The 18401-nt window shown below is 62.4% G+C and carries 18 protein-coding genes; 6 read left to right on the forward strand and 12 right to left on the reverse strand.

The window, feature by feature from the left end:
* Positions 1 to 29 precede the first annotated feature (29 nt).
* Positions 30 to 1745 (reverse strand): bifunctional isocitrate dehydrogenase kinase/phosphatase, encoded by a 1716-nt coding sequence (aceK, locus tag ABVN19_RS16140; RefSeq protein ID WP_028943147.1) that lies wholly within the window; start codon positions 1743 to 1745, stop codon positions 30 to 32.
* A 184-nt stretch (positions 1746 to 1929) separates the two neighbouring features.
* Between aceK and ABVN19_RS16145 the strand changes: the two genes are divergently transcribed.
* The gene (locus ABVN19_RS16145) at positions 1930 to 2814 is read left to right on the forward strand and encodes a DMT family transporter (protein ID WP_028943146.1); all 885 of its coding nucleotides are present in this window, start codon (positions 1930 to 1932) and stop codon (positions 2812 to 2814) included.
* A 38-nt stretch (positions 2815 to 2852) separates the two neighbouring features.
* On the opposite strand, the gene ABVN19_RS16150 is transcribed toward ABVN19_RS16145, so the two are convergent.
* The 4 genes from ABVN19_RS16150 to cysK form a co-directional block, all read right to left on the reverse strand.
* Complete coding sequence (locus tag ABVN19_RS16150; RefSeq protein WP_105642271.1) at positions 2853 to 3743, reverse strand: DMT family transporter; 891 nt, start codon at positions 3741 to 3743, stop codon at positions 2853 to 2855.
* A 109-nt stretch (positions 3744 to 3852) separates the two neighbouring features.
* Positions 3853 to 3984, reverse strand: a complete 132-nt coding sequence (locus ABVN19_RS16155; RefSeq protein WP_256585889.1) for a hypothetical protein — start codon at positions 3982 to 3984, stop codon at positions 3853 to 3855.
* A gap of 101 nt (positions 3985 to 4085) precedes the next feature.
* A complete protein-coding gene (locus ABVN19_RS16160) occupies positions 4086 to 5021 on the reverse strand; it encodes an aspartyl/asparaginyl beta-hydroxylase domain-containing protein (protein WP_028943144.1) in 936 nt (311 codons plus the stop codon).
* A 163-nt stretch (positions 5022 to 5184) separates the two neighbouring features.
* On the reverse strand, positions 5185 to 6159 hold the full coding sequence (cysK, locus tag ABVN19_RS16165; RefSeq protein WP_028943143.1) for a cysteine synthase A: 975 nt from the start codon (positions 6157 to 6159) through the stop codon (positions 5185 to 5187).
* Between the two features lie 133 nt (positions 6160 to 6292).
* Between cysK and ABVN19_RS16170 the strand changes: the two genes are divergently transcribed.
* From ABVN19_RS16170 to ABVN19_RS16180, 3 genes are all read left to right on the forward strand, one after another.
* Positions 6293 to 7366 (forward strand): DUF748 domain-containing protein, encoded by a 1074-nt coding sequence (locus tag ABVN19_RS16170; protein ID WP_028943142.1) that lies wholly within the window; start codon positions 6293 to 6295, stop codon positions 7364 to 7366.
* A 137-nt stretch (positions 7367 to 7503) separates the two neighbouring features.
* The gene (locus ABVN19_RS16175) at positions 7504 to 8349 is read left to right on the forward strand and encodes a MoxR family ATPase (RefSeq protein ID WP_028943141.1); all 846 of its coding nucleotides are present in this window, start codon (positions 7504 to 7506) and stop codon (positions 8347 to 8349) included.
* Positions 8350 to 8366: 17 nt separating this feature from the next.
* Complete coding sequence (locus tag ABVN19_RS16180; protein ID WP_028943140.1) at positions 8367 to 9545, forward strand: VWA domain-containing protein; 1179 nt, start codon at positions 8367 to 8369, stop codon at positions 9543 to 9545.
* A 148-nt stretch (positions 9546 to 9693) separates the two neighbouring features.
* Here the strand turns inward: ABVN19_RS16180 and ABVN19_RS16185 are convergent, their stop codons facing one another.
* The 4 genes from ABVN19_RS16185 to ABVN19_RS16200 are packed head-to-tail and all read right to left on the reverse strand — an operon-like array spanning position 9694 to position 13373.
* Positions 9694 to 10611, reverse strand: coding sequence for a biotin-dependent carboxyltransferase family protein (locus tag ABVN19_RS16185; protein WP_028943139.1), 918 nt, complete (start codon positions 10609 to 10611; stop codon positions 9694 to 9696).
* Positions 10608 to 11312: a 5-oxoprolinase subunit PxpB gene (gene pxpB / locus ABVN19_RS16190; protein WP_028943138.1), complete on the reverse strand. Its 705-nt coding sequence runs from the start codon at positions 11310 to 11312 to the stop codon at positions 10608 to 10610. The genes ABVN19_RS16185 and pxpB overlap by 4 nt, the downstream gene beginning before the upstream one ends.
* Entirely contained in the window at positions 11309 to 12061 is a 753-nt protein-coding gene (locus tag ABVN19_RS16195) for a 5-oxoprolinase subunit PxpA (protein ID WP_028943137.1), read from the reverse strand. The genes pxpB and ABVN19_RS16195 overlap by 4 nt, the downstream gene beginning before the upstream one ends.
* A gap of 25 nt (positions 12062 to 12086) precedes the next feature.
* Positions 12087 to 13373 carry an MFS transporter gene (locus tag ABVN19_RS16200; protein WP_028943136.1) on the reverse strand — a complete coding sequence of 429 codons (1287 nt, stop codon included), beginning with the start codon at positions 13371 to 13373 and terminating at the stop codon, positions 12087 to 12089.
* 142 nt (positions 13374 to 13515) lie between these two features.
* Between ABVN19_RS16200 and ABVN19_RS16205 the strand changes: the two genes are divergently transcribed.
* Positions 13516 to 14427, forward strand: a complete 912-nt coding sequence (locus tag ABVN19_RS16205; protein ID WP_028943135.1) for a LysR family transcriptional regulator — start codon at positions 13516 to 13518, stop codon at positions 14425 to 14427.
* Here ABVN19_RS16205 and ABVN19_RS16210 read toward each other — a convergent pair.
* The 3 genes from ABVN19_RS16210 to ABVN19_RS16220 are packed head-to-tail and all read right to left on the reverse strand — an operon-like array spanning position 14424 to position 16241.
* Positions 14424 to 14945 (reverse strand): DUF2937 family protein, encoded by a 522-nt coding sequence (locus ABVN19_RS16210; protein ID WP_028943134.1) that lies wholly within the window; start codon positions 14943 to 14945, stop codon positions 14424 to 14426. The genes ABVN19_RS16205 and ABVN19_RS16210 overlap by 4 nt on opposite strands.
* Positions 14946 to 14955: 10 nt before the next feature.
* On the reverse strand, positions 14956 to 15729 hold the full coding sequence (locus ABVN19_RS16215; RefSeq protein ID WP_028943133.1) for a class II glutamine amidotransferase: 774 nt from the start codon (positions 15727 to 15729) through the stop codon (positions 14956 to 14958).
* 23 nt (positions 15730 to 15752) lie between these two features.
* The gene (locus ABVN19_RS16220; RefSeq protein ID WP_105642272.1) at positions 15753 to 16241 is read right to left on the reverse strand and encodes an MFS transporter; all 489 of its coding nucleotides are present in this window, start codon (positions 16239 to 16241) and stop codon (positions 15753 to 15755) included.
* 84 nt (positions 16242 to 16325) lie between these two features.
* Here ABVN19_RS16220 and ABVN19_RS16225 point away from each other — a divergent pair, with 84 nt between their 5' ends.
* Positions 16326 to 18380, forward strand: coding sequence for a S9 family peptidase (locus ABVN19_RS16225; RefSeq protein WP_105642273.1), 2055 nt, complete (start codon positions 16326 to 16328; stop codon positions 18378 to 18380).
* Positions 18381 to 18401 lie beyond the last annotated feature (21 nt).

Here is an 18401-nt window from a genome sequence, read left to right on the forward strand (position 1 = left end):
GTGCGACGTCTCCTACAGTAAGCCAGCGCCTACCGGGCCTTGCGCCGGTAGGGGAACACGTCGATCACCTTGCCGCCGCGAATCGCGTCCTGCAGGCTTTTCCAGTAGTCGGCGTCGTACAGTTCGCCATGTAACTGGCTGAACAACCGCCGCTGGCCGCCGTCGGCAAACAGGAACGGCGGAAACTCCTCGGGGAACACGTCGTGCGGCCCGATCGAATACCAGGGCTCACCGGACATTTCGTCCTCCGGATAGCGAGGCGGCGGGATGTAGCGGAAGTTGACCTCGGTAAGAAAACAGATTTCGTCGTAGTCGTAGAACACCACCCGACCATGGCGGGTAACGCCGAAGTTCTTCAGCAGCATGTCGCCCGGAAAGATGTTCGCCGCCGCCAACTGCTTGATGGCCAGGCCGTAGTCTTCCAGGGCCTCGCGCACCTGGGCATCGTTGGCATTCTCCAGATAGAGGTTCAGCGGCGTCATGCGCCGCTCGGTCCAGCAGTGTCGCACCAGCACCGTGTCGCCATGCACTTCCACCGTCGAGGGCGCCACCTCCAGCAACTCGGCCAGGCATTCGGGCTCGAACTTGCTCAAGGGGAAGCGAAAGTCGGAGAACTCCTGGGTATCGGCCATGCGACCGACCCGGTCGACACTTTTCACCAACCGGTACTTTTCGATCACCGTGGCTCGGTCGACGGTCTTGGACGGCGAGAATCGGTCCTTGATGATCTTGAACACGGTATTGAAACCCGGCAGGGTAAACACGCTCATCACCATGCCACGCACTCCGGGGGCCATGATGAAGCGATCGTCGGTTCCAGCCAGGTGATTGATCAGCGCCCGGTAGAACTCCGACTTGCCATGCTTGTAGAAACCGATCGAGGTGTACAGCTCGGCAATGTGCTTGCCTGGCAGGATGCGCTTGAGAAAACCGACAAACTCGGCCGGCACCGGCACATCGACCATGAAATAGGAACGGGTGAACGAGAAGATGATCGACACATCGGCTTCGTCGGTGATCAGCGCATCGATCTCGATCCCATGGCCTTCGCGGTGCAGCAGCGGGATCACCAGTGGCCATTGCTCGTCCTGGGTGAACAGCCGCCCCACCAGGTAGGCCCCCTTGTTGCGGTAAAGCACCGGCGAAAACAGTTCCACCGCCAGGGCCGGGTCCTTGCAGACCCAGTCGGGCAGGCTTTCGCGCAGCTGCGCCTGGAGGCGGACCAGATCGCCTTGCAAGTCACCGTAGGGCACATCGAAACCGTAGTCGGCAAAGATCTGCCCCAGCACGCTGCCCAGGCTGCCCTGGGGGCGGTAAGTGCGGGTTTGCGCCGCGCGCTCGTGACTGCGCAGCGACGGCCGAGTGGTGTGGATGAACATGCAGCCGTCGCTGATCAGGTCATGGCTGAACAGGCTGCAGAAGATCGAGTTGTACCAGGTTTCCGACAGTTCATCGTCCAACCGTGGGTCGATGAGGCTGATGTAGGCGCTCTTGACCAGCGGCCAGAGCGACACGTCCAGCAGCACGTCGGCCTCGAATGCCTGGCGTAGCCAGCCACTGACCTCGCTGACCTTTTCTTCGTAGAGGTTGATCCGTGCGGCCGAAGCACTCTGGATCTGCTGCCACTGCGCCTGCTCGAAGCGGGCGCGGGCGCCGATGGTGATCTGGCGAAAATGCTCACGGTAATCGTCGAAGCCATCGAGGATCATCCGGGCGATATCGGCGGCCGGCCATTGCTGGGGCATACATCAGACCTCTGCGGGAATGTCGAAGCCTGAGCTTAGCCAGTCGCCGATGCCAGGGAAAGCCTGTTGGCCCGTCTGTATCGGCCAAATTCTCCCCGGCGCAATTCAAGCGCAAGAAAGGGAGAGAGGCGGCCAAAGGTTCTGGCGTAAACTCGCGCCCTGCCCAAAAGGACCCGGATAGCCCATGACCCCCATCGCCATTACCCGCCTGTTGATTCTTGCCGCTGTCTGGGGCGCAAGTTTCCTGTTCATGCGCATCATCGCACCCGTGCTCGGCACACTGCCCACGGCCTTCTTTCGCGTGTCCATCGCCTGCGCCGGGTTGATGGTGATCCTCGCCCTGCTGCGCGTGCGTTGGGACTTCAACGGCAAGCTCAAGGCCTGCCTGGTGCTGGGCATGATCAATTCGGGGATTCCGGCCACGCTGTATTCCGTCGCGGCGCAAGTGCTGCCAGCCGGTTACTCGGCCATCTTCAATGCCACGACGCCCTTGATGGGCGTGTTGATTGGCGCGCTGTTCTTTCGTGAACCCATGACTCTGGCCAAACTCTGCGGCATCTTCCTCGGTCTGTTCGGCGTCGGCATTCTCAGTGGCGCGGGGCCGGTGGCATTTGACCAAAGCTTGCTGCAAGGCGCGATCTCGTGCCTGGCGGCGACCACCTGTTATGGCTTTGCCGGCTTTCTGGCCCGGCGCTGGCTTGACCAGGCGGGCGGCCTGGACAGTCGCCTGTCGGCGTTGGGCAGCATGTTGGGCGCAACCCTGCTGCTGTTGCCGTTGTTTGGCTACAGCGTGCTGACTGCCCCGCCTGCGAGCTGGGGTGGCTGGGATGTATGGCTATCGCTACTGGGGTTGGGGCTGGTCTGCACGGCGTTTGCGTACATTCTGTACTTCCGCCTGCTCAGCGAGATTGGTCCGGTCAAGGCCACCACTGTAACCTTCATGATTCCGGCCTTTGGTGTGTTGTGGGGGGCGTGGTTGCTGGATGAACCATTGTCGATGGCACACCTGTGGGGTGGGTTGTTGATTGCGGTGGCGCTTTGGTTGGTGCTCAAGCCAGCCAGTAAATGAAGATCGCGGGGCAAGTCGATACCTGCCCCGCGAACAGCTCAATCGGCCTGCAGTTGCCCGGCACTCAGCGCCGACTTGCGAAACACAAACAGCAAGCCGATCACGATCAGCGCCATCCCCAGCACGCTCAATGCCGCCAGGCGGTTACCGAAGATCAGGTAGTCCATCACCGCCGTCACCGCCGGTACCAGGTAGAACAGGCTGGTGACATTGACCAGGTTGCCTCGGGCGATCAGCCGGTACAACAGCAAGGTCGCCAGCAACGACACCACCAGCCCCATCCACAGCAAGGCGCCAATGAAGCCGGCCGTCATTTCCACCTGCAGTGGCTGGAAGGGTGCAAACAACGCACACATCAGCAACCCGGCCATGTATTGCAACGGCAAGGTGCCCATCGGGTTGTCGGTGATGCGCTTCTGCATGATCGAGCCAAACGTCATGCTCACCAGCGCCAACAAGGCAAACAGCATCCCGGCCAGGGAAATGCCGCCCAGGCCGATGCCCTGGTAGACCACCATGATCAACCCGCTCAATCCCAGACCCAGGCCGAACAGCCGGCTCCAGGAACGCTGGCGCTCCATCAGTACCACGGTGAGGATCGGCTGCACGCCCATGACCGTAGCCATGATGCCGGGGGTCACCTGGGTGTTCAGCGCCAGCAGGTAGAAAATCTGGTAGGCGCCCAGCAGTACGGCACCGGTGGCCAGTGCCTGCAACACCCCGCCCCGTCCGCGCGGCCAGCGCAGTTTGAGCAACGGCGCCAGCAGCAACAGGCCACACAGGGCCAGGGCCGAACGCAGCAACAAAAAGGCAAAAGGACTGGCATGGGCAAGGCCCAACTTGGAAACGATCGCCCCGCTACTCCAGAGCAGGACAAACAGGCTGGTGGTGGCCGCCGAGGCCACGGATTCTTTCGATAGAGCAAACATGAGTGCCACCTGTAATTCGGGCAGAAAAGCCGAACGGTGCTGCCCGCTACGGGCAGTCAACCGTGTTCAGTAGAGGATGCAGGTGTGATGGGACGCAGCGATTGGCCGCTCAGCCCAGCACTACCACGCTACTGACAGGTGGTGGGTAGTGGCTGATCATGGCCGGCTGCTGATTCCCACGCACGACTACAACCGCGTCGGGCGCGGTGGCAAATACAGTGGTGAGCGGGGAAGCTGGCATGGGCAGGTCTTCGGTGAGGTGAACTGTGTCTGAATATAACGGCGACTTCATTGCGGGGCAAGCCCGCTCCCACAGTGGGAACGGCGTGCCCCGCGATGCGATCAGAACAACCAGTGATACAGCAGGTAGGCCACCACCACCGCCAACACCGGACGCAATACCCGGTAGGCCTTTGGATTGGCACGTTTGAACTGCTTGACCCGGCTGCTGATGACAGTGCTGAAGCGCTTGCTCCAGGCATAGGCCTGGTTGATCCCGCCGACGCGCTCATCGTCGGTGTTCTGCGGCGCCGTGGCACGGCCCAGGAAAGCACTGACCTTGCGGTTGATACGGGTCATCAGCGGGCTGCTGAGCGGGCGTTCGACGTCACAGAACAGGATCACCCGGGTAGTCTCGGTTTCGTTCTTCACCCAGTGAACATAGGTTTCATCGAACATCACGTCTTCACCGTCGCGCCAGGCATAGGGCTGGCCGTCGACGTAGATCCTGCAGTGATCGGAGTTGGGCGTCGAAAGCCCCAGGTGATAGCGCAGGGAGCCGGCAAACGGATCACGATGCGGGTTCAGGTGGCTGCCACCCGGCAGCAAGGCAAACATCGCACCCTTGACGTTGGGGATGCTGTTGACCAGCTCGACCGTCCTGGGGCACAACGCCTCGGCCGACGGTAGCGCTTTGTCGTACCACTTGAGGTAAAAGCGCTTCCAGCCCTTCTTGAAGAACGAGCCAAAGCCTGCGTCGTTGTCTTTCTCCGCAGCGCGGATGTAACCCTCGTCGAACAGGTGCATGGCCTCTTCGCGGATCACTTGCCAGTTGTCCTTGAGCACATCGAGCTCGGGAAAGCGGGTGCGGTCCAGGTAAGGCTTGGACGGTACGCCGGAGAACAGGTACATCAAGGCGTTGTACGGGGCGAACAGCGCCGAATGATTGACGAATTGGCGCAACATTGGCAAACGCGCCTTGCCGCGCAGGTGAACATACAGCGTACTGCCGAAAAACAGCAGCAATACACCTGCCTTGGCGACAAAGGAAACAGTCATGCAACACTCCTTGGAATTTCGATCAGGCCATCACTGCCGGATTAATCGAGCATCATAAACCGATCCAGCCCCGGTAAAAATAACCGGGGCCAGCATTCAGTGTTAAGGATTGTGCAACAAAGCACGCGGGGCACTTATTGTCCCGAGTCAGCGCCAAGGCGCTTTATTGCTGGTTCTCCTGGTCGGTGAACAGGTCACTGAAGAGCATGCTCGACAAGTAACGCTCACCCGAGTCGGGCAGGATCACCACGAGGGTCTTGCCCTGCATCTCGGGTTTTTCCGCCAGGCGCACGGCCGCTGCCATCGCCGCACCACTGGAGATACCACAAAGGATCCCCTCCTCCTGCATCAGGCGCAGGGCCATGGCCTTGGACTCATCGTCACTGACCAACTCGACCTGGTCGACCAGCGACAGGTCGAGGTTTTTCGGCACGAAACCGGCACCGATACCCTGGATCTTGTGCGGGCTGGGCTTGATCTCTTCACCGGCGCGGGCCTGGGTGATGACCGGCGACGTGATCGGCTCCACGGCCACCGACAGGATCGCCTTGCCCTGGGTCTGCTTGATGTAGCGCGACACACCGGTGATGGTGCCACCGGTACCGACGCCGGCCACCAGCACATCCACGGCGCCGTCGGTGTCGTTCCAGATCTCGGGGCCGGTGGTTTTCTCGTGGATCGCCGGGTTGGCCGGGTTATCGAACTGGGCAGGCATGAAGTACTTGGCCGGATCGTTGGCGACGATCTCGCCAGCCTTTTCGATGGCACCTTTCATGCCCTTGGCCGGATCGGTCAGCACCAGGTCGGCACCCAGCGCCTTGAGCACTTTGCGGCGCTCGATGCTCATCGAGGCCGGCATGGTCAGCTGGAGCTTGTAGCCACGGGCGGCGGCGACGAAGGCCAGGCCAATGCCGGTGTTGCCCGAGGTCGGCTCGACGATGGTCATGCCTGGCTTGAGTTTGCCGCTGCTTTCGGCATCCCAGATCATGTTTGCGCCGATCCGGCACTTGACCGAGTAGCCCGGGTTACGGCCCTCGATCTTAGCCAGGATGGTCACGCCACGAGGGGCGATGCGATTGATCTGCACCAGCGGCGTATTGCCGATGGAGTGCGCGTTGTCAGCGAAGATACGGCTCATGGCAGGGGTCCTTAATTATGCAGCGGACGGAAAACTTCAAGGGTAAGCCCGCCGCGCCAGTGCGTCCACATACAACGAACCGACGCGATCGACAGGAGTCAATCGATCTATACCTCTCATGGAAATACCGCCAATGAAACGCCGCTATCGCTGGCCCTTGTGGGGGCTGCTCGCCATTGTGCTGTTGCTGGTCAGCCTGCACTTCGCCCTGCCCTGGCTGGTGCGCGACTACCTCAACGACAAGCTCGCCGACATGGGCGACTACCGCGGCCAGGTCACCGACGTCGACCTGGCCTGGTGGCGCGGCGCATACAAGATCAACGGCCTGACCATCGTCAAGACCACGGGCAAGGTACCCGTACCCTTTCTCCAGGCCCCCTTGATCGACTTGTCGGTGAGCTGGCGGTCGCTATGGTATGACCACGCAGTGGTCGCCGAGGTGGCGTTCATGCGCCCGGAACTCAATTTCGTCGACGGCCCCAGCAAACAGGCATCCCAGACCGGCCAGGGCACTGACTGGCGCCAACAGTTGGAAAAGCTGGTGCCCATCACCCTCAACGAAGTGCGTATCGACAACGGTACCCTGACCTTTCGCAATTTCAATTCCAAGCCGCCGGTCAACCTCAAGGCCACACAGCTCGATGCCAGCATCCGCAACCTGACCAACGTCCAGGACCACAAGGGCCGGCGCGATGCCCGCTTCGAGGGCAAGGCCAGGGTGTTGGGCGATGCCAGTGTGCAAAGCAGCGCCACTTTCGACCCGTTCAGCGACTTCGACGATTTCCAGTTCCGCCTGCGCGCCAGCGGTATACAGCTGCGCCAACTCAACGACTTTGCCAGTGCCTACGGCAAGTTCGACTTCAATGCCGGCCACGGTGACCTGGTTATCGAAGCCGAAGCACAAAAAGGCCGGCTCAACGGCTATATCAAGCCCTTGCTGCGCGACGTCGATGTGTTCAACTGGCAGCAGGACGTCAAGGAGGAAGACAAAGGCTTGTTCCGGTCGATCTGGGAGGCGTTGGTGGGCGGCAGCGAAACCGTCCTCAAGAACCAGCGCAAGAACCAGTTCGCCACCCGGGTGGAATTGAGTGGCAGCGTGCATAAAAGCGACATCAGCGCCTTCGAAGCGTTTTTGCAGATCCTGCGTAACGGCTTCATCCAGGCATTCAACGCACGCTATGAACAACCGCCGCCCAAGTCTGACTGAGTCACGACGTGACGCCTCATTCAGAGACTGAATGAGGCGCCTGCGTTCCCAGCCAGCCAGAGCCCGCGTTATAGTCGTGCATGACAATTTTTCCGCCAGGGGCCATGTACCCCGGCGCTACGTTAGAGGATCGGTTCATGAAGTTCGAAGGCACCCGCGCATACGTCGCCACAGACGACCTGAAACTGGCAGTCAACGCGGCGATCACCCTGGAGCGACCGCTACTGGTCAAGGGCGAGCCGGGCACCGGCAAGACCATGCTCGCCGAACAGCTGGCCGAGTCCTTTGGCGCCAAGCTGATCACCTGGCACATCAAGTCCACCACCAAGGCTCACCAGGGCTTGTACGAGTACGACGCGGTCAGCCGCCTGCGTGACTCGCAGCTGGGCGTGGACAAAGTCCACGACGTGCGCAACTACCTGAAGAAAGGCAAGCTCTGGGAGGCGTTCGAGTCCGAGGAGCGGGTCATCCTGCTGATCGACGAAATCGACAAGGCCGACATCGAGTTCCCCAACGACCTGTTGCAGGAACTGGACAAGATGGAGTTCTACGTTTACGAGACCGACGAGACGATCAAGGCCAAGCAGCGCCCGATCATCATCATTACCTCCAACAACGAAAAAGAACTGCCCGACGCCTTCCTGCGCCGCTGTTTCTTCCATTACATCGCCTTTCCCGACCGCGACACCCTGCAGAAAATCGTCGATGTCCACTACCCCAACATCAAGAAAGACCTGGTCAGTGAAGCGCTGGACGTGTTCTTCGACGTGCGCAAGGTACCGGGCCTGAAGAAAAAGCCGTCTACCTCCGAGCTGGTCGACTGGCTCAAACTGCTGATGGCCGACAACATCGGCGAAGCGGTGCTGCGTGAACGCGACCCAACCAAGGCTATCCCGCCGCTGGCCGGCGCTTTGGTGAAGAACGAACAGGATGTGCAACTGCTTGAACGCCTGGCGTTCATGAGCCGTCGCGGTAACCGCTGAGCCTGGGGGCAATTGCCATGCTGCTCAATCTGTTCAATGAAATGCGCGCCGCCAAGGTGCCGGTATCGGTGCGCGAGTTGCTTGATCTGCTCAATGCGCTCAAGCAGCGAGTCACCTTTGCCGACATGGACGAGTTCTACTACTTGTCACGGGCGATCCTGGTCAAGGACGAGCGGCATTTCGACAAGTTCGACCGTGCTTTCTCGGCCTACTTCAAGGGCCTGGAAAACCTCAACCAACACCTGGAGGCCCTGATTCCGGAAGACTGGCTGCGCAAGGAATTCGAGCGCTCCCTGACCGATGAGGAGCGCGCGCAGATCCAGTCCCTGGGTGGCCTGGACAAGCTGATCGAAGAATTCAAGAAGCGCCTGGAAGAACAGAAGGAACGCCATGCCGGTGGCAACAAGTGGATCGGCACCGGCGGCACCAGCCCGTTCGGTTCGGGTGGTTTCAACCCCGAAGGCATTCGCGTCGGCGATGCCGGCAAGCGCCAGGGCAAGGCGGTCAAGGTCTGGGACCAGCGCGAGTACAAGAACCTCGACGACCAGGTCGAGCTGGGCACACGCAACATAAAGCTGGCCCTGCGCCGCCTGCGCAAGTTCGCCCGCCAGGGCGCGGCCGAAGAACTGGACATCGACGGCACCATCGACCACACGGCCCGCGATGCCGGCCTGCTCAACATCCAGATGCGACCGGAGCGGCGCAACAGCGTCAAGTTGCTGCTGCTGTTCGACATCGGCGGCTCGATGGACGCCCACGTGAAGATCTGCGAAGAGTTGTTCTCGGCCTGCAAGACCGAGTTCAAACACCTGGAGTACTACTACTTCCACAACTTCGTCTACGAGTCGGTGTGGAAGAACAACCTGCGCCGCACCTCCGAACGTACCTCGACCATGGACCTGCTGCACAAGTACGGCGCCGACTACAAAGTGGTCTTCGTCGGCGACGCAGCCATGGCGCCCTACGAAATCACCCAGCCGGGCGGCAGCGTCGAGCACTGGAACGAAGAAGCCGGTTATGTGTGGATGCAGCGCTTCATGGAGAAGTACAAGAAGCTCATCTGGATCAACCCGTACCCCAAGGAAACCTGGAACTACACCGCCTCGACCAACATCGTGCGCGAACTGGTGGAGGACCGGATGTTCCCGTTGACCTTGCGCGGACTGGAAGAAGGGATGCGGTTCTTGTCCAAGTAGCCTCGTCGGGCAATGGCGACTGCTGCGCAGTCGATCGCAGCCCCATACCTCGGCAAGCGGCTACAGATTACCGATGTAGCCGCTGGCAATAGCCTGCGATCGGCCGCACAGCGGTCGTGGTTCCACAAGGTGCGGGCCCGCCCCGCAATCACTCTGCGAAGCGCTGCAAAAATGCCCGTTGTTCTTGCCAGGCCAGGTCCTGAACCACTGGCACAAACCGCACCACGCTCCCCGGCAACATCTGCGCCAGCCGCGCCAATGCCAGCGGCGTCAACGCCCCCAACCGCGGATACCCGCCAATGGTCTGGCGATCATTGAGCAACACGATCGGCTGCCCGTCCGGCGGCACCTGCACGGCGCCCAACGGAATCCCCTCGGAAATCATCGGCGCCCCTTGATACTGCAAGGCCGGTCCCAGCAAGCGCATACCCATGCGATCCGCGCGGCTGTCCAACGTCCAGTCGCGATTGAACACTTCGAACAGGCTCATGCCGCTGAAATCACCCGCCTGAGCACCCAGCACCAGGTCCAGGCTGTTGCGGGTGAAGTCCACACGCATTGCCTGGGGCACTTCCCGCCCGCCGGCTGCCTGGCCGCTGTAAGCCAGGTGCTGTCCCTTGAGCAGGGTCGAACCCAGGCCGTCCAGCCCACCCAGCTCCTCACGTACCACGCTGGCACAACTGCCCAGCACCTGGGGTGCGTGAAAACCACCGGGCGCCGCCAGGTAGGCCCGCGCGCCCTGCAACGGCTGGTTCAGGCGCAAGCGCTGGCCCTTGCCGAGTACGAAACTGGACCAGGGCTTGAGCGGCTCGCCGTCGATGCGTGCATCCAGGTCGGCACCGGCCAGGGCCAGGCAGCAGTCCTGCTCCGCCACCAGGCTGAAACCACCCAAGGTTATCTCTACCACAGCGGCATCGGCGGCATTGCCCAGCAGCCAGTTGGCCCAGCGCATCGACACCCAGTCCAGCGCGCCGCCCTGGGTCACGCCCAGGTGACGCACGCCAAAGCGCCCGGCGTCCTGCAACAGGCACAGCGGCGTGCTGGCCTCGATCATCAAGCGGCTCATGGCTGCGCCTCCAGTGGCGTATCGTCGCCGCCCTGATTGATGAAGGTGGCGCGATCCACCGCCACGAAGCGCACCCGGTCGCCCGGCTGCAGCAAGCTGTAACCGTCACGCTCGCGGTCAAACAGTTTGCTCGGGGTGCGGCCGATCAGGTTCCAGCCACCGGGCGACACCGCCGGGTAGGCTGCCGTCTGACGCTCGGCGATGCCCACACTGCCGGCGGCAACGCGCTTGCGTGGCGTGGCCAGGCGCGGCGCCGCCAACGCCTCTTCGACCAGGCCCATGAAGGCAAAGCCTGGGGCGAAGCCCAGGGCGAACACCTGGTACTCGCGCTCGCTGTGGCGGCGCACGATGTCGGCCACCGAAGTGTGGCAACGCTCGGCCAGCAGGCTCAGCTCCGGCCCGACGCTGGGGTCGTACCATACCGGGATCTCGTGCTGGCGCCCGCCGCTGCCGTTGTCCGGCTGCAGGTTTTCCAGTGCCTCGCGAACCAGCACCCGGGCCTGCCCTGGCGACAACTGCAGCAGGTTGAAATGCACCATTGCCGTGGTATACGACGGCACCAGGTCGATCAGGTACTCGCCGAATACCGCCCGCAGGCGCTGGCTGGCGGCAAGCATCCACGGCATGTTGGTTTCATCGATGGCGTCGAACAGCCGCACCATCAGGCAGTCAATGGCCACCGTTTCAATGCGATAGGTCATGACGCCACCTGCGCATCGAGGGCCTGGCGGATCTGCTGGACCGCGGCCACTGAACTGTCGTTGTCACCGTGTACGCAGAGGGTCTGGGCTTGCAGGCGCAGTTCGCTGCCATCGACCGCGACCAGGGGCTCGCCACGGGCCAGGCGCAAGGCCTGGTCGACAATCGTTGCCGGATCGTGGTGTACCGCACCCGGCAGGCGCCGCGACACCAGGCGCCCGGCGGCGTCGTAGGCACGGTCGGCAAAGGCCTCGAACCACAGCGGCACGCCGTACTCGTCGCCCAGCGTCTGGGCCGCACTATTATCGGCGGTGGCCATCAGCATCAGCGGCAGTTGCCGGTCGTACTCGGCCACGGCCTGGAGCACCGCACGCAGCTTCTGCGGGTCGGCCATCATGTCGTTGTACAACGCGCCATGGGGTTTGACGTAGGTAACGCGGGTGCCCTGGGTACGGCAGATGCCGTCCAGCGCGCCGATCTGGTAGTGCAGCAGGTCGCGGATTTCTTCGGCGCTGCAGGCCATGGAACGACGGCCGAAACCGACCAGGTCCTGATACGCCGGGTGCGCGCCGATGCGCACCTTGCTGGCCACGGCCAGGCCCACAGTGTGACGCATGATGCCAGGGTCGCCTGCGTGAAAACCGCAGGCAATGTTGGCGCAATCGACAAACGGCATGACCTGGGCATCCAGGCCCATGGTCCAGCTGCCGAAACTTTCACCCATGTCGCAATTCAATAGCAGGCGGCTCACGTGTGGCACTCCTTCAGGCTCGGCCTTATTGGGCTTCAAGTTCTTTGCCGCGGGTTTCCGGCAGGCTCAGTGCCGCCAGAATTACCACACCGTAACTGACTGCCGCAAAGCCGCCGATACCCAGCCCCAACGGGACCTTCTGGCTGAGCATGCCGATCAGCAGCGGGAAGAGTGCCGCCACGGCGCGACCGATGTTGTAGCAAAAGCCCTGCCCCGAACCACGAATACGAGTGGGGAACAGCTCGGTCAGGAATGCCCCCATGCCGCTGAAAATGCCCGAGGCGAAGAAGCCCAGCGGGAAGCCCAGCCACAGCATCACGCCATCGCTGACCTGCATCTGGGTGTAGAGCAGCACGATGATGAACGAGCCCACGGCGAATAGGATGAAGTTCTTTTTGCGCCCCAACAGGTCGGTGAGGTAGGCACTGATCACGTAGCCGACGTATGAGCCGACGATCACCATGGCCAGGTAGCCGCCCGTGCCCAATACGCTCAGGCCACGTTCGTTGGTGAGGAAGGTCGGCAGCCAGGAGGTGATGGCGTAGTAACCGCCCAAGGCGCCAGTGGTCAGCAGCGAGGCGCGGACGGTGGTGAAGAGCATGCCAGGGGCGAAAATTTCATAGAAGTGCGACGGCGCTTCGGTTTTTTCCGCCGCCTTGGCCAGTCGATAAACTTCCGGGTCCTTGACCAGGCGACGGACAAAAATCACGAACACCGCCGGCACGATACCCAGCAGGAACAGGGCGCGCCAGGCGTCTTCAGGCGGCAGCCAGGTGAACAGCACCGCGTACAGAATCGCCGTCAGGCCCCAGCCAATGGCCCAGCCGGACTGCACCATGCCCACCGCCTTGCCGCGGTCCTTGGCACGGATGACTTCACCGATCAGCACGGCGCCGGCAGTCCACTCGCCGCCGAAGCCGAAGCCCATCAGAGTGCGGGCGATCAATAGTTGGTCGTAGGTTTGGGCAAAGCCGCAGAGGAAGGTGAAAAAGGCAAACCACAGCACGGTCAATTGCAGGGTGCGTACCCGGCCGATGCGGTCGGAGAGGATGCCGGCGATCCAGCCGCCCAGCGCCGAAGCGATCAGAGTGCTGGTGTGAATCAGCCCGGCCTCGGCGGTGGTGATGCCCCACAGGGCGATCAGGGTGGGGATGACGAAGCTGAGCATCTGGGTGTCCATGCCATCGAGGCCGTAGCCGATCTTGCAGCTCCAGAAGGTCCGTCGTTCTTGCTTGTTGATGTTGCGGTACCAGTCGAAGGGACCCGCCACCGATCTGGTTTTGACCTGTTGCTGCACGCCCGATGGGTTCATGGTTGCCTCAGCTTGTTGGTATTGTTTTAAAGGCGACGATCTTTGTCGCAACCTGACTGTCATTTTTCGATGGGTGCGCATCGCCGTCCAACGAGAAAAACCAGCGGTCTGGCATAAGAAAAATTTGATCAGTGAGCGCACCATGAACCTCAAGTTCCTCGAAACCTTCGTCTGGGTCGCCCGGCTCAAGAGCTTTCGCCTGACCGCCGAAAAGCTCTTTACCACCCAGGCCTCGATCTCCAGCCGCATCGCTGCGCTGGAGGCCGACCTTGGGGTCAAGCTGTTGCTGCGCGATTCCCGTGGGGTCAGCCTGACGCCCGAAGGCAGCAAGGTGCTCGAATACGCCGAGCAGATGCTCGACACGGCCAAGGCGCTCAAGCAATCGCTGGACAGCGACCGGGCCAAGGTCGGCAGGATTCGCCTGGGTGTAATGGACACGGTTATCCATACCTGGATGAGCCCGCTGGTGTCGGAACTGATGGAGCGCTACCCGCAGGTTGAAATCGAGTTGATCGCCGATACTGCGCTCAACTTGCGCGAACAGCTGCAAAAAGGCTTTCTCGATGTAATTCTGCAAACCGACCTTCTGCGCCAGGAATCGATCCGCAGCCTGGACTTGGCGCGCTACCCCATGGGCTGGATCGTGGCCAGCCAGTCGATCTACAACCGCGACTATGCCTCCCTCGCCGAGCTTGCCCGCGAGCGCATCGTGACCTTCTCGAAAAACTCCCGGCCACACCAGGAGGTGCTCAGCCTGCTCCAGGCCGAAGGCGTCAGTGCGCCACGGCTGAACTGCGTGAACTCGGTGGCGGCGATTACCCGTCTGCTGCGCGATGGCTTCGGCATCGGCGCCCTGCCCCCGGCGCTGGTCAGCGAGGAACTGGCGCGAGGGGAACTGACCCTGCTGCCGCTAGCGCAGCAACCGCCGAGCCTGGAGTTGGTGGTGGCCTGGCAGACCGGGGTCGAACTGGTAGACGAAGTGGTGGCGCTGTGTCGCAACGTACTGGAGCGTTATGCCGCAGATGCTGGCCCCCAGCGCATCAAGCTGGTTTAGCGCCAGCTCTCTTTCACCGCTTTGCGCCGCCCGCCGAGGGCCACCCAGCCGAACAGCAGCAAGAGGCTTTCAATGCTCAGGGCCAGCAACAAGGCGAAGCTCAGGCCCCAGGCCAGGGCTTCGGGTGCCAGGAGGATCTGGTAGTTGTAGCCCTTGAGGGTTTCCTCGCGCAGCTGGCTGTCGGCCTGTACCAGCACATGCCAGGTGCGCTCCAGCCATGGCCCCTGGAGGATTTGCCATTCCCGTTCGAGCAGGCGATTGCGGATCAGCAGGCTGTCGATGCTGTTGGCGTCGCTGTTGAACACCGGGTCGTCACTGCTGCGGTAGTGGCGCACCAGCGCTTGCAGGTCTCCATTGAAAAAGCGCCGGGCGGTGTCCTCGAAGCCCTTGAGACCCTCGCGCGATTCAAGCAGTTTCGCTTCGACCCGCTGGCTGTAGTCGTTGATCAGGCCAGGTACCTGCACCCCCACCAGCAACCCGAAGGTAAACAGCAACAACCGCAGGTAACTTCTGAACATGGGCTATCCCTTAGCGTTGTCCCTGGGCGATGCATTCACCACGGCGCCACAGCGCCCACTGGCCCGGCTCGTAGCGCTGCCACGTCTCGTTCTCGGTCAGCGCTTCGGTGGCGATCACGGTGACCACGTCGTTGGGGGTGGTCTCGGCCTGGAAGTCGACGATCATGTCGACATCCTTGAGCCGCGCCGGCCCGAACGGTGCGCGCCGGGTGATATGCACCAGCTTGGTCGAGCAGAAGCAGAACAGCCAGTCGCCATCGCTGAGCAGGCAATTGAACACACCCTTGCCACGGTATTCGGCGCAGGCCTCGACCAGCACCGGCAACAACACTTCAGCCTCCACCGGCTCCGGGAACGCCTCGCGGATGCGGTTGAGCAGGTCGCAGAAGGCCGCTTCGCTGTCGGTGTCGCCAATGGGGCGGTAGAACGTGGCCTGGCCCTTGAATTCACCCAACTGGCCGTTGTGGGCGAAACACCAGTTGCGTCCCCAAAGCTCGCGTACAAAAGGATGGGTATTGGACAAGCAGACCTTGCCGACGTTGGCCTGGCGAATATGGCCGATCACCACTTCGCTCTTGATCGGGTAGCGTTGGACCAGATTGGCCACTTCCGATTCGCAACTGGCTGCCGGGTCCTGGAACAGACGCAGGCCACGGCCTTCGTAGAATCCGATGCCCCAGCCGTCGCGGTGCGGGCCGGTACGTCCACCGCGCTGCATCAGCCCGGTGAAACTGAAGACGATATCGGTGGGTACATTGGCGCTCATGCCCAACAGTTCACACATTCTGGCTGCTCCCGGGCAAATGGCTACAAGCGCGGCTCGACCCGCGAACGGCTCCCGCCCAACGGTGCTTCGGGCGGGTTGCGATAACGGTCGCGGCTGTCGGCGGCCATCGGTGCATCGGCCACGGCCTCTTCGGCATCGCGCTTGGCGGCGGCCTCGGCCTGCTCACGACGGGCCTTGGCGCGTTTCTCGAGCGGCCAGCGCAGCACCACGAACACTCCGTAGAGCGCGAAGGCGATCATGCCATACATGGCAAGGTCGGCCGCGGCGCGCAGCATGTTGTTGCCGACCTTGAACAGCAGGTCGAGAGCAGCAATGGCGATAGCCGGGGCGAATTTGTCTTTGACGGGATCGATGATGGTCGGGGTCAGCAGCAGTACTGCCATCAGCACCCGCAGCGGTTCGCGCAGCCAGCGCCACATCCAGCGGGTCAGGCGAAAGCCCACCGCCAGGCACCCCAGGGCGGCCAGGGCGTAGAGGCCCCAGGCGAGCAGATAGTCGTTCTCGGTCATGGTGTCCGTGGCAAGCTAGGCAAATAGACGCTTATGATAAACACATTTGAGCGCGCAGGCGCCCCCCAGCCAAGAGAACCCCGCATGTCCGCAGACGTCACCGCCCCCCGCGCCCCGATTGCCCGCAAGGCCGAAGGCGCCGATCCCTATGCCTGGCTGCAGGAGCGCGACAGCCCCGACGTGATCGCCTACCTGAACGCCGAGAACGCTTACCAGGAGGCGCAACTGGCCGACCAGGCCGAACTGCGCGACCAGCTGTTCGAAGAGATCAAGGGCCGCATCCTCGAAACCGACCTGTCGCTGCCTTCGCCCTGGGGCCCGTACCTGTACTACAGCCGCACCACCGCCGGCGAAGAGTACCCACGTCACTACCGCTGCCCGCGCCCGGCCGACGACTCCAACACAGTCGATGAAAGCCGGGAAGAACTGCTGCTGGACCCCAACCAGCTGGCCAATGGCGGCTTCCTCTCGCTGGGCGCCTTCAACGTCAGCCCCGACCACCAGCGCCTGGCCTACAGCCTTGATACCACGGGCGACGAAATCTACACCCTATATGTCAAGGAACTGGCCAGCGGTGCCATAGAGCAACTGCCGTTCGAGCAGTGCGACGGCAGCATGACCTGGGCCAACGACAGCCAGACGCTGTTCTTCGCCGAACTGGACGACACCCATCGGCCGCACAAACTGCTGCGCCACCGCCTGGGCCGCGAAGGTTGCCAGGCCATTTTCGAAGAGACCGACGGGCGATTCTTCCTGCACTGCTACCGCGCCAGCTCCGAGCGCCAACTGATCCTGCTGCTCAACAGCAAGACCACCAGCGAAGCCTGGGTGCTGGACGCCGAGCAGCCGGACGGCGATTTCACCTGCCTGGCGCCACGGGTCGAAGGCCATGAATACTTCCCGGACCACGGCCAGCTCGACGGGCAGTGGCACTGGTTTATCCGCACCAACCAGGACGGCATCAACTTCGCCCTGTACCACGCCGGCAGTGAGCAGGTTCCGACCCGCGCGCAGTGGCAACTGCTGGTGCCGCACCGCGACGCCGTCATGCTCGAAGGCCTGAGCCTGAACGCCAGCGCCCTGAGCCTGAGCCTGCGCGAAGGCGGCCTACCGATCATCGAAGTGCGCCCACAAGGGCTTGCCCCGTACCGGGTGGAGCTGCCGGATGCGGCCTACAGCCTGTATGTGCAAGACAGCCTCGAGTTTGAAAGCCAGCGCATCCGCCTGCGCTACCAGGCCCTCAATCGCCCGGCCCAGGTGCGCCAGCTGGAGCTCGCCAGTGGTGCTCAGCAGGTTCTTAAAGAGACTCCGGTGCTGGGCCCATTCGACCCCGATGAGTACGTGAGCCAGCGACTCTGGGCCACTGCCAGCGACGGTACCCAAGTGCCGATCAGCCTGGTGCAACGCCGCACCGACCTGGGCAAGCCGGTACCGCTGTACCTCTATGGCTACGGCGCCTACGGCGAAAGCCTCGACCCATGGTTCTCCCATGCCCGCCTGAGCCTGCTGGAGCGCGGCGTGGCCTTTGCCATCGCCCATGTGCGCGGCGGTGGCGAGCTGGGTGAAGCCTGGTACCGGGCTGGCAAACAGGAGCACAAGACCAACACCTTCAACGACTTCATCGCCTGCGCTGAACACCTGATCGCCCAGGGCGTGACCCGCGCCGACCAACTGGCAATCAGTGGCGGCAGCGCCGGTGGCCTGCTGATTGGCGCGGTGCTCAACCAGCGCCCGGAGTTGTTCAAGGCGGCCATTGCCGAAGTGCCGTTCGTCGACGTGCTCAATACCATGCTCGACCCCGACCTGCCGTTGACCGTCACCGAGTACGACGAGTGGGGCAACCCTGAAGAACCTGAAGTGTACGAGCGCATCAAGGCCTACGCGCCTTACGAGAACGTCAAGGCCCAGGCCTACCCGGCGCTGCTGGTGGTGGCGGGCTACAACGACAGCCGCGTGCAGTACTGGGAAGCGGCCAAGTGGGTGGCCAAACTGCGTGTGACCAAGACCGACAGCAACTTGCTGCTGCTCAAGACCGAGATGGATGCCGGGCATGGCGGCATGAGTGGGCGGTACCAAGGGCTGCGGGATGTGGCGCTGGAGTATGGGTTTGTGTTCAAGGTGCTGGGTGTGAATGCCTGACACACAACACGCCTGCAGGAG

This window comes from Pseudomonas vranovensis (assembly GCF_040438935.1).
Lineage (GTDB): Bacteria > Pseudomonadota > Gammaproteobacteria > Pseudomonadales > Pseudomonadaceae > Aquipseudomonas > Aquipseudomonas vranovensis.

Bases quoted from the DNA above. Each gene is read 5' to 3' on its own strand.
- aceK (WP_028943147.1), bottom strand. From the start codon at position 1,745: ATGCCCCAGCAATGGCCGGCCGCCGATATCGCCCGGATGATCCTCGAT.
- ABVN19_RS16145 (WP_028943146.1), top strand. From the start codon at position 1,930: ATGACCCCCATCGCCATTACCCGCCTGTTGATTCTTGCCGCTGTCTGG.
- ABVN19_RS16150 (WP_105642271.1), bottom strand. From the start codon at position 3,743: ATGTTTGCTCTATCGAAAGAATCCGTGGCCTCGGCGGCCACCACCAGC.
- ABVN19_RS16155 (WP_256585889.1), bottom strand. From the start codon at position 3,984: ATGCCAGCTTCCCCGCTCACCACTGTATTTGCCACCGCGCCCGACGCG.
- ABVN19_RS16160 (WP_028943144.1), bottom strand. From the start codon at position 5,021: ATGACTGTTTCCTTTGTCGCCAAGGCAGGTGTATTGCTGCTGTTTTTC.
- cysK (WP_028943143.1), bottom strand. From the start codon at position 6,159: ATGAGCCGTATCTTCGCTGACAACGCGCACTCCATCGGCAATACGCCG.
- ABVN19_RS16170 (WP_028943142.1), top strand. From the start codon at position 6,293: ATGAAACGCCGCTATCGCTGGCCCTTGTGGGGGCTGCTCGCCATTGTG.
- ABVN19_RS16175 (WP_028943141.1), top strand. From the start codon at position 7,504: ATGAAGTTCGAAGGCACCCGCGCATACGTCGCCACAGACGACCTGAAA.
- ABVN19_RS16180 (WP_028943140.1), top strand. From the start codon at position 8,367: ATGCTGCTCAATCTGTTCAATGAAATGCGCGCCGCCAAGGTGCCGGTA.
- ABVN19_RS16185 (WP_028943139.1), bottom strand. From the start codon at position 10,611: ATGAGCCGCTTGATGATCGAGGCCAGCACGCCGCTGTGCCTGTTGCAG.
- pxpB (WP_028943138.1), bottom strand. From the start codon at position 11,312: ATGACCTATCGCATTGAAACGGTGGCCATTGACTGCCTGATGGTGCGG.
- ABVN19_RS16200 (WP_028943136.1), bottom strand. From the start codon at position 13,373: ATGAACCCATCGGGCGTGCAGCAACAGGTCAAAACCAGATCGGTGGCG.
- ABVN19_RS16205 (WP_028943135.1), top strand. From the start codon at position 13,516: ATGAACCTCAAGTTCCTCGAAACCTTCGTCTGGGTCGCCCGGCTCAAG.
- ABVN19_RS16210 (WP_028943134.1), bottom strand. From the start codon at position 14,945: ATGTTCAGAAGTTACCTGCGGTTGTTGCTGTTTACCTTCGGGTTGCTG.
- ABVN19_RS16215 (WP_028943133.1), bottom strand. From the start codon at position 15,729: ATGTGTGAACTGTTGGGCATGAGCGCCAATGTACCCACCGATATCGTC.
- ABVN19_RS16220 (WP_105642272.1), bottom strand. From the start codon at position 16,241: ATGACCGAGAACGACTATCTGCTCGCCTGGGGCCTCTACGCCCTGGCC.
- ABVN19_RS16225 (WP_105642273.1), top strand. From the start codon at position 16,326: ATGTCCGCAGACGTCACCGCCCCCCGCGCCCCGATTGCCCGCAAGGCC.